The sequence below is a fragment of the Fulvimarina thalattae genome (assembly GCF_040239565.1).
Lineage (GTDB): Bacteria > Pseudomonadota > Alphaproteobacteria > Rhizobiales > Rhizobiaceae > Fulvimarina.
Genome location: NZ_JBEHWS010000005.1, coordinates 55,793 through 69,905 on the forward strand (window position 1 = coordinate 55,793; position 14,113 = coordinate 69,905).

Annotated in this window: 15 protein-coding genes; 9 read left to right on the plus strand and 6 right to left on the minus strand. The window is 61.0% G+C overall.

Annotated elements, in window-relative coordinates:
- Window positions 1-3 precede the first annotated feature (3 nt).
- From rnr to ABRA89_RS08260, 4 genes are read left to right on the plus strand one after another with little or no spacing between them, the layout of a single operon-like run.
- Window positions 4-2,268, plus strand: a complete 2,265-nt coding sequence (gene rnr, locus ABRA89_RS08245) for a ribonuclease R (protein WP_349940983.1) — start codon at window positions 4-6, stop codon at window positions 2,266-2,268.
- Window positions 2,265-2,705, plus strand: a complete 441-nt coding sequence (locus tag ABRA89_RS08250) for a DUF983 domain-containing protein (RefSeq protein ID WP_349940984.1) — start codon at window positions 2,265-2,267, stop codon at window positions 2,703-2,705. Before rnr ends, ABRA89_RS08250 begins: the two co-directional genes overlap by 4 nt.
- On the plus strand, window positions 2,702-3,433 hold the full coding sequence (locus ABRA89_RS08255; protein WP_349940985.1) for an NUDIX hydrolase: 732 nt from the start codon (window positions 2,702-2,704) through the stop codon (window positions 3,431-3,433). The genes ABRA89_RS08250 and ABRA89_RS08255 overlap by 4 nt, the downstream gene beginning before the upstream one ends.
- Window positions 3,434-3,459: 26 nt before the next feature.
- On the plus strand, window positions 3,460-4,653 hold the full coding sequence (locus ABRA89_RS08260; protein WP_349940986.1) for an MFS transporter: 1,194 nt from the start codon (window positions 3,460-3,462) through the stop codon (window positions 4,651-4,653).
- 26 nt (window positions 4,654-4,679) lie between these two features.
- On the opposite strand, the gene ABRA89_RS08265 is transcribed toward ABRA89_RS08260, so the two are convergent.
- Entirely contained in the window at window positions 4,680-5,168 is a 489-nt protein-coding gene (locus ABRA89_RS08265; RefSeq protein WP_349940987.1) for a cupin domain-containing protein, read from the minus strand.
- Between the two features lie 106 nt (window positions 5,169-5,274).
- On the minus strand, window positions 5,275-5,703 hold the full coding sequence (locus ABRA89_RS08270) for a Ros/MucR family transcriptional regulator (protein ID WP_349940988.1): 429 nt from the start codon (window positions 5,701-5,703) through the stop codon (window positions 5,275-5,277).
- Window positions 5,704-6,515: 812 nt separating this feature from the next.
- Here ABRA89_RS08270 and ABRA89_RS08275 point away from each other — a divergent pair.
- A complete protein-coding gene (locus ABRA89_RS08275; protein WP_349940989.1) occupies window positions 6,516-7,094 on the plus strand; it encodes a HupE/UreJ family protein in 579 nt (192 codons plus the stop codon).
- A 35-nt stretch (window positions 7,095-7,129) separates the two neighbouring features.
- Entirely contained in the window at window positions 7,130-7,435 is a 306-nt protein-coding gene (locus ABRA89_RS08280) for an urease subunit beta (RefSeq protein ID WP_349940990.1), read from the plus strand.
- 9 nt (window positions 7,436-7,444) lie between these two features.
- Here the strand turns inward: ABRA89_RS08280 and ABRA89_RS08285 are convergent, their stop codons facing one another.
- The gene (locus ABRA89_RS08285) at window positions 7,445-7,810 is read right to left on the minus strand and encodes a flagellar export protein FliJ (protein ID WP_349940991.1); all 366 of its coding nucleotides are present in this window, start codon (window positions 7,808-7,810) and stop codon (window positions 7,445-7,447) included.
- 353 nt (window positions 7,811-8,163) lie between these two features.
- Between ABRA89_RS08285 and ctrA the strand changes: the two genes are divergently transcribed.
- The 3 genes from ctrA (at window position 8,164) to ABRA89_RS08300 (ending at window position 10,760) form a co-directional block, all read left to right on the plus strand.
- A complete protein-coding gene (gene ctrA, locus ABRA89_RS08290; protein ID WP_349940992.1) occupies window positions 8,164-8,856 on the plus strand; it encodes a response regulator transcription factor CtrA in 693 nt (230 codons plus the stop codon).
- A 185-nt stretch (window positions 8,857-9,041) separates the two neighbouring features.
- Window positions 9,042-9,491, plus strand: coding sequence for a MaoC family dehydratase (locus ABRA89_RS08295; protein ID WP_349940993.1), 450 nt, complete (start codon window positions 9,042-9,044; stop codon window positions 9,489-9,491).
- 12 nt (window positions 9,492-9,503) lie between these two features.
- Window positions 9,504-10,760 carry an MFS transporter gene (locus ABRA89_RS08300; protein WP_349940994.1) on the plus strand — a complete coding sequence of 419 codons (1,257 nt, stop codon included), beginning with the start codon at window positions 9,504-9,506 and terminating at the stop codon, window positions 10,758-10,760.
- 3 nt (window positions 10,761-10,763) lie between these two features.
- On the opposite strand, the gene ABRA89_RS08305 is transcribed toward ABRA89_RS08300, so the two are convergent.
- The 3 genes from ABRA89_RS08305 to ABRA89_RS08315 are packed head-to-tail and all read right to left on the minus strand — an operon-like array spanning window position 10,764 to window position 13,664.
- Window positions 10,764-11,705 carry a prephenate/arogenate dehydrogenase family protein gene (locus ABRA89_RS08305; protein ID WP_349940995.1) on the minus strand — a complete coding sequence of 314 codons (942 nt, stop codon included), beginning with the start codon at window positions 11,703-11,705 and terminating at the stop codon, window positions 10,764-10,766.
- Complete coding sequence (hisC, locus tag ABRA89_RS08310) at window positions 11,705-12,796, minus strand: histidinol-phosphate transaminase (RefSeq protein WP_349940996.1); 1,092 nt, start codon at window positions 12,794-12,796, stop codon at window positions 11,705-11,707. Before hisC ends, ABRA89_RS08305 begins: the two co-directional genes overlap by 1 nt.
- Window positions 12,797-12,842: 46 nt before the next feature.
- Window positions 12,843-13,664, minus strand: coding sequence for a chorismate mutase (locus tag ABRA89_RS08315; RefSeq protein WP_349940997.1), 822 nt, complete (start codon window positions 13,662-13,664; stop codon window positions 12,843-12,845).
- Window positions 13,665-14,113: the final 449 nt, after the last annotated feature.

A 14,113-nucleotide genomic window follows, 5' to 3' on the forward strand; every position in this document is an offset into this window, starting at 1 on the left:
GACATGGCGAAAAAGCGATCCCGCTCCGAAGCTCCGGAACTCAGCCGCGACGCCATTCTCCGCTTTATCGCGGACAATCCGGGTCGGTCGAGCAAGCGCGACATCGCCAAAGCCTTTGATATCAAGGGCGATCAGCGAATCGCGTTGAAGGATCTGCTCGCCGATCTTCAGGCGGAGGGTGTGCTTTCGGGTTCGCGTAAGAGCTTCAAGCAGCCAGGGCAGCTTCCGCCGGTCACGGTTCTCGAAATCCGGTCCCGCGATACCGACGGTGGGCTTCTCGCCGAACCCGCCGACTGGAACGAAGGCGAGGACGGCGAGCGCCCTCGCCTTTTGGTGCGCCAGAATCCGAAAACACAGACGGCCGGCCTCGGCGAACGCATACTCGCCAAGATCGAGGATGCGGAGGACGGGACGAAGACCGCCTCCGTCATCCGCGTCCTCCAGAAATCGCGTTCGTTGATGCTCGGCGTTTTCCGGGCCGAAAAACACGGCGGTGGCCGTGTCGAGCCGGTCGAACGCAAGCAGAGCGAGATTCTGATCCGCCCGGGCGATGAGAACGGCGCCAGGGACGGCGACCTTGTCGAGGCCGATACGCCCAAGCAGCGCCGCATGGGACTGCCGGTCGGCAAGGTGATCGAGGTGGTCGGTTCGGCGCAGTCGGAACGGGCGATCTCAGCAATCGCGCTTCACGCCCACGGCATTCCGCATATCTTTCCCGACGGCGTGCTGAAGGAGGCGGAAGCTGCCCAGCCGGCGACGATGGCGAACCGAGAAGACTGGCGTTCCGTTCCGCTCGTCACCATTGATCCGCCGGACGCGAAAGATCACGACGACGCAGTTCACGCCAAAGCGGACAACGACCCGAAGAACCCGGGCGGAATGGTTGTCACCGTCGCGATCGCGGATGTCGCGGCCTATGTGCGCGCCGGCTCGAAACTCGACGACGAAGCCAAGCTGCGCGGCAATTCGGTCTATTTCCCGGACCGGGTCGTGCCGATGCTGCCCGAGCGTATTTCCAACGACCTCTGCTCCCTAAAGGAAGGCGTCGACCGGCCGGCCATGGCCGTTCGCATGGTGATCGGCGGCGACGGCAAGAAGCGCTCCCACACGTTCCACCGTATTATGATGAACAGCCACGCCAAGCTGGCCTACGAGGAGGCACAGGCTGCTATCGACGGCACGCCGAACGAGGTGCCGGACGACGTTACCGAGACCATGCTGCGCCCGCTTTGGGAAGCTTACCGCCTCGTGTCACAGGCGCGCGACGAACGCGCGCCGCTTGCCTTAGATCTGCCCGAACGCAAGCTGAAGCTCGACGAGGCCGGGCGCGTCTCCAAGGTCGTCGTTCCCGAGCGCCTCGACGCCCATCGGCTGATCGAGGAATTCATGATCCTCGCCAATGTCGCGGCGGCTGAAACGCTGGAGAACAAGCGTCAGGCGCTGATCTACCGGATTCATGACGCACCTTCGCTCGCCAAGCTGGAATCGCTTCGCGAGTTCCTGAAGACACTGGAAATATCGCTAGCCAAGAGCGGGTCGCTTCGCCCGTCGCATTTCAACGGCATCCTCGCCCAGGTGAAGGGCACCGAGAACGAGAGCCTTGTGAACGAGGTGGTTCTGCGGTCCCAGTCCCAGGCCGTCTACGAGCCGGACAATATCGGCCACTTTGGCCTCAACCTCGCGCGCTATGCGCATTTCACCTCACCCATCCGCCGCTATGCCGATCTCATCGTCCATCGCGCGCTCATCGCGGCGCTTGGCCTCGGCGAGGATGGGCTGACGAAGGAAGCAGAAGCCGATCTCGTCGCGACCGCCGAAGCGATCAGCCAGGCCGAGCGCCGCGCCATGGCGGCCGAGCGAGACACGGTGGACCGCCTCATCGCCCATTTCCTTGCCGATCAGGTCGGCGAGGATTTTTCGGGCCGGATCGCAGGCGTTACCAAAGCAGGCCTCTTCGTCGCCCTGCCGACCTATGGCGCCGACGGCTTCGTCCCTATATCGACGCTCGGCAATGAATTCTTCCGCTTCGACGAGGCGGCCCGCACGGTCGTCGGCGAGCGCAGCGGCAAGGGTTACCGGCTTGGTGATACGGTCGAAGTCAGGATCGTCGACGTTGCGCCGCTAACCGGCTCCATGCAATTCGAGATGCTGACAGAGCCGCGCAAGCTCCCGCGTGGAACGCAATCGTTCCATAAGAGCCAGAAAAGCACACGCAACCATCGGCGGTCACCGAAGAACACCGCCGCGAAGGTGAGAAAACGCAGATGAGCCAGGCAACTCATTTCTCGGCGCCGTCCAGTGCGATCGCTACCGCCAACGACACGGCGAGCGAGCGAAATCTCGGTGAGGCACTTCTGCGCGGCTTCAAGTGTCGGTGCCCGAACTGCGGCGAAGGCAAGCTGTTCAGCGGTTTCGTCAAGAGTGTCGAAGCCTGCGAAGCCTGCGGGCAGGAAATCCACCATCACCGCGCCGACGATCTGCCACCCTATCTCACTATCTTCATCGTCGGGCATCTGGTCGTTGCGCTTTTCATGGCCGTCGAGCAGATCTCCGATCTTTCGATGTGGGCCCATCTGGCGATTTGGGTGCCGATCACGATCGTCTTATCCCTCCTTCTCATGCAGCCGCTCAAGGGCGCGACCATCGCCCTTCAATGGGCGCTTCGCCTCGGCGGATTCGGCGGGGAGACTGAGGAGATCGGGTGAGAAGCGCTCCCGAAAGGGCTAACGATCGCGCGGGTGGACATGGCGAGATCGGAATTGCGGAGCCACGCCATGCGGCAAGCCTGATCCTCGTCGACGGACGCGCCGGCACACCACGCTTTCTGATGGGCAGGCGCAGCAAGGGGCACGGCTTCATGCCGGGCGTCTATGTTTTTCCCGGCGGAGGAGTCGAAGCCGGCGATCTTGAAATCGCCCATCGATTCGCCCTCACCCCGGATGCCCGTGCCCGCCTCCAACCACGCTCCGGCCTCGAAACTTCGGTGCTGGCAGCCTTGCCGCTCGCTGCGATACGAGAGACCTTTGAGGAGACCGGACTGTTATTTGGGTCCTCTTCCCCGTTCGAGGATCCACCGCAGAACTGGTTCAGCTATGCGGCCGCCGGCGCTTACCCTCTTTGCGAAGCGCTCGTTCCGGTCGGCCGGGCGATCACGCCGCCGCACTATCCCAGGCGCTACGATGCCCGTTTCTTCGCTGCGGATGCGACCCTGCTCGCCAAGCAGTCTGACAAACTCGGCGGCAATTCCGACGAACTGGAAGATCTGGGCTGGTATGACGCTCGTGAACTCGAGGGCTTGGAGCTTGCCCAGATCACGCGACGTATCCTAAGGGACGTGGAGAGCCGCCTTCTGGCGGCGACGCTTTTCGATGCGCGGCAGAAAATGCCATTCTACCATGTCGAAAACGGCATCTCACAGCGCGATCTTCTATGACGCGTCCGGACCGGGAGGCCGGCTCCATGGCAAAGCGGAAATCGGAAGACATCATCGGCGAGGCGGAAGCCCGTCTCGAGAAGATCGACTGGTTGTCCGCCTGTGCCGCCATCGCTTCCATCAGCGCCGTCGGCATCGCGCTGGGCCTCGGTCTGCCGCTTTTGAGCGTCATTCTGGAACGGCGCGGCATCTCGGCGAGCCTCATCGGTGCAAACACGGCTGTCGCCGGACTCGCTTCGCTGATCGCTGCCCCGCTCATCACGCCGATCGCCCGACGGCTCAGCGTACGGCTGACCATGCTGATTGCGATCCTCGCCAGCGCATTGTCGGCGGTCGGCTTTTATGTCTTCGAAGCCTTCTGGACATGGTTTCCGTTGCGCCTCGTCTTCCACTTTTCGATCACAGCGCTCTTCATCCTGTCGGAGTTCTGGATCAACGCCGCCGCGCCGCCTCGCTCGCGCGGCTTCGTTCTCGGCATCTATGCGACGGTTCTTTCGCTGGGCTTCGCACTGGGGCCTTACATCTTCTCTGTGGTAGGATCGGTCGGCTTCATGCCCTTCGGCATCGGGGCGGGCGTAATCCTCTTCGCCGCTTTCCCGCTGCTTCTTGCCTGGAACCGCCAGCCGCCGCTCGAACGGCGCGGCAATGATCGCTCGTTCTGGCGCTATATCTGGGTCATCCCAACAGCCACGGGCGCCGTGCTCGTCTTCGGCGCTGTGGAAGCCGGCGGTTTCGCGCTCTTCCCGGTCTTTGGCAACCGCATCGGCTTTACCGAATCGGCCGCCGCCCAGCTGCTGACCGCGATCGGCCTCGGCAATGTCGTGATGCAGATTCCGATCGGCCTCCTGTCCGACCGGGTGAAGGACCGCCGCACGCTTCTTGCGATCTTCGCGACGGTCGGCCTGATCGGAACACTCTTCCTGCCAGCGCTTTCGACGAGCTGGACGCTCATGGCGGGCGTTCTCTTCCTCTGGGGTGGGGTCGTCGCCGGTCTATACACGGTGGGGCTCGCCCATCTCGGATCGAAGCTATCGGGCTCCGATCTTGCAGCGGCGAACGCCGCCTTCATCTTCTGCTATTCGGCCGGCATGCTGGTCGGCCCGCAGGTGATCGGCTCAGGGATGGATATCTTCGGCCCGAACGGATTTGCCTGGTCCCTCGCCATCTTCTTCGGGGCCTATATGATCCTCGTCGCGAGCCGGCGCTTCTTCGTGCGGTAGAGTCATAGAGCCCACGCGAACCGGTTTCAGCTCTCACCGGGGTGTTTGTGGATCGGATCGACCCAGTAGACTTCTTCCGGTTTTTCCACTGGCTCGATACCATCGATATTCACGACAACAGCCTCGTTGTCCGATCGCATCAGAACGCATTCGAGCGTCTGGTCGGGGGCAGCGTTGATCTCTTGGTGGGGCACGAAAGGCGGCACGAAAATGAAATCGCCCGGTCCCGCCTCGGCGACATATTCGAGCTTCTCGCCCCAACGCATGCGCGCCTTCCCGCTGACAACGTAGATGACGCTTTCGAGTTCGCCATGGTGGTGGACGCCGGTCTTCGCATCCGGCTGGATACTCACCGTTCCCGCCCAGATCTTCTGCGCGCCGACCCGCGCCTGGCTAATCGCGGCCTGCCGATACATGCCCGGTGTCTGGGGCGTATTGTCGTCGAGCTGGTCGCCCTTGATGACGCGGACACCGTCGTGTTTCCAGTCACGATCCTCGTGCTGATGGTCCGCCATGGCGTCCTCCTCGCCGAATGCGTTTCCGCAAAAGAAAAAGCGCGACCAAACGGCCGCGCCTCATCATAATCCAAAGACTGGTTCTCGCCAGTCCGCAGTTCGAGACTTACCGGCCGCGACGACGCTTGTGGCCGAGGCCCATCTGCTTGGCGAGACGCGAGCGGGCGGCCGCATAGTTCGGCGCAACCATCGGGTAGTCGGCCGGCAGGTCCCACTTGTCGCGATATTCTTCCGGCGACAGGTTGTAATGGGTCATGAGGTGACGCTTCAGCGACTTGAACTTCTTACCGTCTTCGAGGCAGATGATGTAGTCGTCGGTCACAGACTTCTTGATCGGCACCGCCGGCTTGGGCTTTTCAGCCTGCGGCTCCTGAGCGGGCGCCGTCGTGCGACCGAGCGCACCGTAAACATCGGAGATCAGAGCTGGCAGTTCCGAAACCGGTAGCGAGTTGTTGCTGACATAGGCGGCGACGACTTCAGCCGTCAGCTCCATGAGCATTTCATTATTGTCGACCAAAGGTTCGATCTGGTCCATCTTGGACGTCCTTCATCTTCGTAAGTTCGTTGGTTGCCGGGGCTTTTGCTACCGTCCCATGCATCGTGACATGCCGACTCGTTGATGCAGCGCCTATTACCCGACACAATCGGCCAGTAGTCCCTGTATTGTTATTGGATTACTTCGTGTCAACCCCGATCACGGTCATCCCATAGTTTTATTCGCATCAACGCAAGGAAACAGCTCCAGGATACAGACATTCTAAAAAGCACGCAGTACGTTGAGTCGCGGCGGAAAAAAGACGAAGGCGCCCGAATACAAACGACTGTTTGCCTGCAAGTCATCGTATTTTCTTGTTTGAGTCCCGGCAAAACGCTCTTTCTGGCAGCGCGCTAGCACCGATCGGGAAGAAATCCTGTATAGCGAGCATCTTTTCCGGCATCGATTTCGCTTGTTTAAATATGATGCAATTTTAGTAATGATCACGTCTGAATATTTAGATCGAACACTCAGTTACCCCACATAATTCGCCGCTTCGCTTAAGGGCGAAACACAACGAAGCGTAGCATATCGGGCGCGCGCTTGGTCTTTCGCGCTGATTTTATTGAGGATCGACGACTCATCACAGGCAACCACTTCCCGCCGGCGCCATCGGCCGACCAAAACGCCGGCAATATCGATTTGATGTCCTCGGCGAACTCCGATGAGAAAGTCGTTCTGGCGACTTTCACCTTCGGCACGACTATGGCAGGTTATTGTGCAGCGCGAACCCGGCGAACGGGAGCGCCTTAGACATCAATCGCGGGATCCATACCGGACCGCCTGTCGACCACACGAATGGGACATCATTCATGAAGAAAGCCATCATCCCGGCCGCAGCAACCCTTGTCGCATCGACCGCTACGGCAATGGCACATACGGGGACGCTCGAAGCACACGGATCGTTCTTCGCCGGTTTCATGCATCCGCTCACAGGGCTCGATCACCTCCTGGCGATCGCGCTGGCCGGCGTCTGGGCTGCCTCGCTTGGGGGGAAATACCGAGTCGCGCTTCCCCTTGTGTTTCTCGCTGCCATGGGAATGGGTTTTGCGATCGCGCTCCAGACTGGCACGATCCCCTTCGTCGAAGGCGCCATTCTGCTCTCACTGGCAACGATCGGGCTGGTGGTTTCCGGCATGATCCGGCCTGGTGCGGCCCTGTCGCTCACGATGGTCGGCGGCTTTGCATTCGCCCATGGAGCCGCTCACGGCGCCGAAATCGGCGGAGCATCGGCCTTCACCTTTGGAGCCGGCTTCCTTGCGGCAACGGCGGCGATCCTCGCGCTTGGATGCATCGCGGGCGAGCGTATTCAGTCGGGTGCAATCCCGTTTGCGTCGAAGATCGCAGGTTTTGCGGCGATCGGCGCGAGCATGGTCCTTGCGCTGAACTGACGCTTCGCACTTTCTGAAACTGGGCGGATGAAACGATGATCCCTGGCGAAATCATCACCAAAGATGGTGACATCGTTCTGAACGCAGCTGAAGGCAGCGTTCGGATGGAGGTTTCCAATGCTGGGGACCGCCCAATTCAGGTGGGCAGCCACTATCATTTCGCAGAAACCAATCCCGCGCTGCAATTCGACAGGATTGCAGCGCGCGGCATGCGGCTCGACATTGCGGCCGGTACCGCCGTTCGTTTCGAACCGGGCCAGACACGCGAAGTGCGGCTGGTTCCGGTTCGTGGTAGCCGCAAGATCTACGGCTTCAACGGCGCAGTCATGGGCGCCCTTTAGACAGCTGCCTCAGCCGGCAGCTTTCTGAAGTTCGCCTTCTTCGCGCATCAGATCACGCTGCTGAAGCTTTTCGGCGTGTTCGAACTCGGCCTCCGCCTCTTCGAGCGCGATCTTTGCCGCATTGATCTGAACTCTCAAGTCGTTCACCGAATTGCCGAGGTTCTCCCGCCGCGTCCGCGCTGCCTTGGCGAACATCGGATAGGCGAAGTGAGTCTGGTCGGTGATACCGCTCTTTTTTTCCTCCGAGGTGATCTGAGCATCGAGATCGCTGCACATGCGGTCGAACTCGGCCATCATAAGCTCGAGCTGCTCCACCTGACGTCGCTTCTCGTTCAGTTTGAATCGCGCGAGCCGCGTCAAATTATCTTTCTTCATGCCTCGTTCCCCTTGAGCGTCCGACATTGAATCGGACCAGTGCGCCAATGCTTCAGACAAGGCTCGGTTGGTAGCCCTTAACCGTCTGTTTACGCGCAGGGTTAATCATAGGGACGAGGTTTTAAGGCCGAGTAAATCGGGATCGACTTGAAAAGTCTCGAAAAGACAAACGTCGCCTCGCGGCGCAAGCGGTGCCACTCGATCTTACCGTCCGCAGATGCCTGCGGCCTGGTCCATGACGGGCCGATAGCATTTGTTAACCATCTCGTGCCACCATCATGGCCGAACTAAGACAGAACAGAGCTTTGCCGAATCGATCGAGATTTGGCGCGGCCGGCTGAGAGGAACTTCTTATGCGCGTTCTTTTGATTGAAGACGACAGTGCGGTAGCGCAGAGCATCGAACTGATGTTGAAATCGGAAAGCTTCAACGTCTACACGACGGATCTAGGTGAAGAAGGCGTCGATCTCGGAAAGCTCTACGATTACGATCTCATTCTCCTTGATCTCAATCTTCCGGACATGTCGGGTTACGAGGTGCTTCGCACGCTCCGACTTTCCAAAGTGAAAACACCGATCCTGATCCTTTCCGGCATGGCCGGTATCGAGGACAAGGTTCGCGGTCTCGGCTTCGGCGCCGACGACTATATGACCAAACCGTTCCACAAAGATGAACTGGTCGCCCGGATCCACGCCATCGTGCGCCGCTCCAAGGGCCACGCCCAGTCGGTCATCAACACTGGCGATCTGACGGTCAATCTCGACGCCAAGACCGTCGAAGTCGGCGGCCAGCGCGTTCACCTCACCGGCAAGGAATACGCCATGCTGGAGCTGCTCTCGCTCCGCAAGGGCACCACGCTGACCAAGGAAATGTTCCTGAACCATCTCTATGGCGGCATGGACGAGCCGGAGCTGAAGATCATTGACGTCTTCATCTGCAAGCTCCGCAAGAAGCTTGCCAATGCCACCGGCGGCAAGAACTACATCGAAACCGTCTGGGGTCGCGGCTATGTGCTGCGCGAGATCGAGGAAGAAGTCGCCGCCTGATTAGGCCGTCTTCAAGACCTGCATCAAAGCCCGCCCGGACCCACCGGACGGGCTTTTTCTTTTGGGTGTTGGCTTTTATCCACCTCACCATCTCCGGTTCTCCCAAGTGCGAAATTGTTTTCGGCAACCGCCTCTCCCCTAAATGCCCGCTCAAAGAAGAAAATATCGATCGGGAGGACACAACATTGGCCGAGAGCAAAAACGACGGCTGGGCCGGCACGATCAACGGCCGACCAGAAACCGGACAGAGCGCCGAGCGCTCGCGCACCACGTCGATGGCGGATATCGAGGCCTTCACGGCGATCTCCGGTGATCGCAATCCGCTGCACTACGACGAAGAACTCGCCAAAGCATCGCCATTCGGCCGACTCGTCGTCCAGGGTGGCATTATTTCCGGGATCCTGAACGCGGTGGTGGCGGAAGATCTTCCCGGCCCGGGCACGGTCTTCATGGAAACTCATCACAAGTTTCTGAAGCCGATTGGTGTCGGCGAGACCATGACCGGACGGGTGGAGATCACCGATGTCCGCGCCGACAAGCCGATCTGCAAGATGGAGGTATCAGTCGTGAATGGAGACGGAGAGACCTGCCTTTCCGGAACCGCGACCACCTATACGATGCCGCTCACGCCCTGAGGAAACGCGGCCTTGGCAAGCGATACCGAATCTCAGATTGCTCAGCATCCGCAGGATCGGCCCGATCCGCGCCGTTGGCGCATGCTGGGTCTCGTCTGCATCGCCATCGTGCTCGCCCTCACGGTCTGGTTCTCCGCGACCGCGGTCATCCCAGAGCTCACCCGGGTCTACGGCCTCTCGCCGGCAGAGAGCGCGTGGCTGACGAACGGCGTGCAGATCGGCTTCGTCCTCGGAGCCGTCGCCGCGAGCTTCGTGAACCTGCCGGACCTCGTTCCCGTCGGCCGCTTGATCGGCCTTGCCGCGACCATCGCGTCCATCGCGAATGCGGTTCTCCTTGTCGCCCCAGACCCAGCGATCGTCATCGCCGCACGGGTCGTGACCGGTATCGCCCTCGCCTCGGTCTATCCGCCGTCGATGAAGTTCATCTCCACCTGGTTCAAGGCGGGCCGGGGTCTTGCCCTCGGCGCGGTCATCGGCGCGCTGACGCTCGGCTCCGCCGCCCCGCATCTCGTGCGGGCCCTCACCGCCGGGCTCGACTGGCAGGCCGTTATCGTCGCATCGTCGCTGATGACGTTTGCCGGCGGCGCGCTTTTCTTTCTCGTCGCGGTCGAGGGGCCCTACCCGTTCTCCAAGGCGGTTTTCGCGCCAAAGCAGATCGGCCAGGTCGTCCGGAACCGGCCGCTGATGCTCGCCAATCTCGGCTATTTTGGACACATGTGGGAGCTCTACGCCTTCTGGGGCTGGTTCCTCGCCTATTCGACGGCAGCCATGTCGGCGCAGGGGTTCGAGTCGCCGTCGCTCGTATCTTTCGTCACATTCGCGGTGATAGGTCTCGGCGCAGTCGGCTGCATCGGTGGCGGCTACATGGCGGACAGGATCGGCCGTTCGACGACGACAATCTGGATGATGGCGCTCTCCGGTGCATGCGCGGCGCTGATCGGCCTCACCTTCGACGGACCGATCGCTCTCTTCCTTCTGATCGCGATCGTCTGGGGCATGGCCGTCGTCGGTGACTCGGCGCAGTTCTCCGCCTGCGTGACCGAGGTTTCCGACCCACGCTATGTCGGAACCGCCCTCACCCTTCAAATGGGAATCGGCTACGCGCTCACCGTCGCGGCGATCTGGGTGACGCCGCAGGTCGCCGAATGGCTGGGCAGCTGGCGGTGGACCTTCCTGATTCTCCTGCCCGGCCCGATCATCGGCATTGTGGCGATGGCCATGCTGAAGCGGCATCCGGCGTCGCGAAAGATCGCAGGGGGGCTTGGATAGGCCTCAGCTCTCCCACTTCTTCGGAGGCTTCGTGCGTCCGAAGTTCGGCTTTGCGGTATCCTGACCGGCCTCGATAATCTCGCGGCGGATCGCGCGGGTCTTCGTAAACGTATCGAACAACTGCTCGCCCTTGCCGTCGCGAATCGCCCGCTGGAGCACCGAGAGATCCTCGGAGAACCGGGCAAGCACTTCGAGCGTCGCATCGCGATTGTTGAGGAAGACGTCGCGCCACATGGTTGGATCGGAGGCAGCGAGACGCGTGAAGTCGCGAAAACCGGAGGCCGAATACTTCACCACCTCCGACTGGGTCACCTCCTCCATGTCGTAGGCCGTGCCGACAATATTATAGGCGATCAGGTGAGGAAGATGGCTGACAATTGCGAGTACCCGGTCGTGGTGCTCGGGAGTCATGATTTCCGCAGCTGATCCACAGGCCGTCCAAAAGGCTTTCAACCTCTCGGCGGCAGCTTCGCTGGAACCCGGGACCGGCGTCAGGATACACCAGCGCTTTTCGAAAAGTTCGAGGAAGCCGGCATCCGGGCCGGACTGCTCTGTACCGGCGATCGGATGGGCTGGGACGAATTCCACATCGTCCGGCAGATGCGGCTGCATCTGCGCAATCACCGAGCCCTTCACCGAGCCGACATCGGAAATAATAGCACCAGATTTCAGGTGAGGCGCAATCTCCTGCGTCACCGCACCAACTGAGCCGACGGGCACGCACAGGATGACGAGATCTGCATCCTTCACGGCGTCCGTCGCTTGCAGATGATAGCTGTCGCCAAGTCCCAATTCCTCGGCACGCTTCAGCGTCTCGGCACGGCGCGTGGAGATGGCTATATGTTTGGCAAGCCCGTGGGTTCTGGCATTGATCGCGAGCGAAGAGCCGATCAGCCCGATACCGATCAGCGCGAGCCGCTCGAAAGGTTGGAAGCTTTCAGCCATCACGCGCCTTTCATGAAATCCGCCAGCGCATCGACGACGCCCCGATTGGCCTCTTCGCTGCCGATCGACATGCGCAGTGCGTTGGGAAAACCGTATCCGGTGACCCGGCGAAGGATAAAACCGCGGGCCGTGAGATAGGCGTCCGCGTCGGCCGCGGTCTTGCCCGGCTCTTCGAAGAAATGGATGAGGATGAAATTGCCGACGCTTGGCGTGACTGTCAGGCCAAGCGCTTCCAGCTGTCCCGTCGTCCAGCCGAGCCATTCGGCGTTGTGGTCGACCGCCTTCTCGACAAAGGCGCGGTCCTTGATTGCGGCAGCGCCGGCCGCGATCGCGGCCGCGTTGAGGTTGAATGGCCCACGCACGCGATCCAGCACCGAAACAATCGCTTCGGGCGCATACATCCAGCCGATCCGGAGCGCAGCGAGCCCGTAGATCTTCGAGAATGTGCGCGTCATGACGACGTTCTCGGCTTCCGAGACGAGCTCCAGCCCGGCCGCGTAGTCGTTCTTGCGCACATATTCGGCGTAGGCCGCATCGAGGACAAGGATCGTCCGCTTGGGCAAGCCGGCATGGAGGCGCCTGATCTCGTCGAAAGGCAGATAGGTGCCGGTTGGATTGTTCGGATTGGCGAGAAAGACGAGCTTCGTCTTGTCGGTGACGAGTTTCAGGATGGCATCGACATCCGCCGTTGCATCCGTCTCGGGCGCGATCACCGGAATAGCGCCGCGCGCCTTGATCTGGATATTGTAGACCAGAAAGCCGTGCTCGGAATGGATCGCCTCGTCGCCGGGCTTCAGATAACACTGGCAGAGAAGGCCGAGCAGCTCGTCCGAACCGTTGCCGCAGAGAATGTTCTCCGACCGCAAGCCGTGCACCTCTGCAATCGCATGCTTCAACTCGCTCGCCTGACCGTCCGGATAGACCTCCAGCCCGCCAAGCGCCGAGCGCGCAGCCTCGATCGCCCTGGGAGAGGCCCCAAGCGGCGTTTCGTTGGACGAAAGCTTGTGCAGCTTCACGCCGGCCGGTGCCTTGCTCTTGCCGGGGACGTAGGGCTCGATATCGAGAATGCCGGGGATCGGTTCGGGTCGCATGGGATCGGCTTTCAGGAAAGCGATAAACGCGGGGTCGGGATGTGACTTAAGCCGAATAAGGCCAATGCAGCGGCGGCGCAAACCCGCCCACATGGCTGAGATCCGCTTCTTTTCCGAGACGCGCGCGAATACCCGCCTCGTCAAGACGGGTGGCGACGAGAGCACTGAAGAGGCCGGTTCCGTAAGGCGCCTGGGCAAGCACTTTCATGCCCTCCTCTCCACGCGCCATGGCGGTGAGTCCGTCGGCACGCCAGCACGCGATTTCCGGTTTGGCGGGATCGGCAAGCGGCGGCGCGATGACTACCGCGGGCTTCTTCACCGGATGATCGGGCGTTTCGATGAACGGCAGCGCACAGACGATCGCGGCGTTTTTCAAGCCCTGCCACCACGGATAAGAGCCCTCCAGAGGTAGGACGCCGAGCCGATCGCCGCCTGCCTCGATCGCGCCCACCACGTCCTGCGCACTGTCGATCATCTTCAGAGGTACGGAGAAGCCGAAATAGAAGCGTGCAGCTTCAATGGCCGCCGCTGCATTGCCACCATAGGAACAGGTGAAAACCTCGTAGGGCGCCTGGAGATGGGTGAAGGTGGAGATGATCTCGCGCCAGAAATGCTCGATGGTTGCGATCGGGAGATGACCTTCATGCCGCGAAACGAGTTCGCGCATCATGGAAGCCTCGCGACCGGGCCGGAAGGCGGCGCCATCGCGCACCGTGCCCTTCACCTCGATCAGTTCGTCGATGACGCTGGCGCGCTGCATGAGAAGCCGGTGCACGCTCTCGTCGATCGCGTCGATCTTTGCACGCAGTTCCAGAAGACGCGCGGGATCGTCCAACTTCGCCTTCGAGGTCGCAATCGCCTTTTGCACGCATATGCTCCTGCTGCTTGCCCTAACGCCGCGCTTCTAGCGCCTGGCGGCGTCCCGTGCAAAGACGATGCACCATCGCTGAAGCGAAGGAGCGGTCCCGACATCGATCTGAAGCCGCGAGCGGTTCTGTGGACCGCAGGTTCGGTTCGCGCAGGCAGGTCCAGAACTGACCGGCAAAATCAAGAAAAAACAACCGAGCTCTTCGAACTTCTAACGTGGACGTAGCGTTACCCCGGCATCAACCGGCTTCACGCCGCAAAAAATGGAAGGAAGCATCGTGCGCTCCATCATTTACATCGTCGGTCTCGTCGTCATCGTCGGGTTCATCCTGAGTGTCGTCGGTCTGATCTGACTTTCGGCAGGATGTCTGCAACGCGAGACGCATAGGTTGCATTCTTCGGACCAACGCTGAAACTGCGGATTCTGTTCGTTTCCACAATGAACACAGG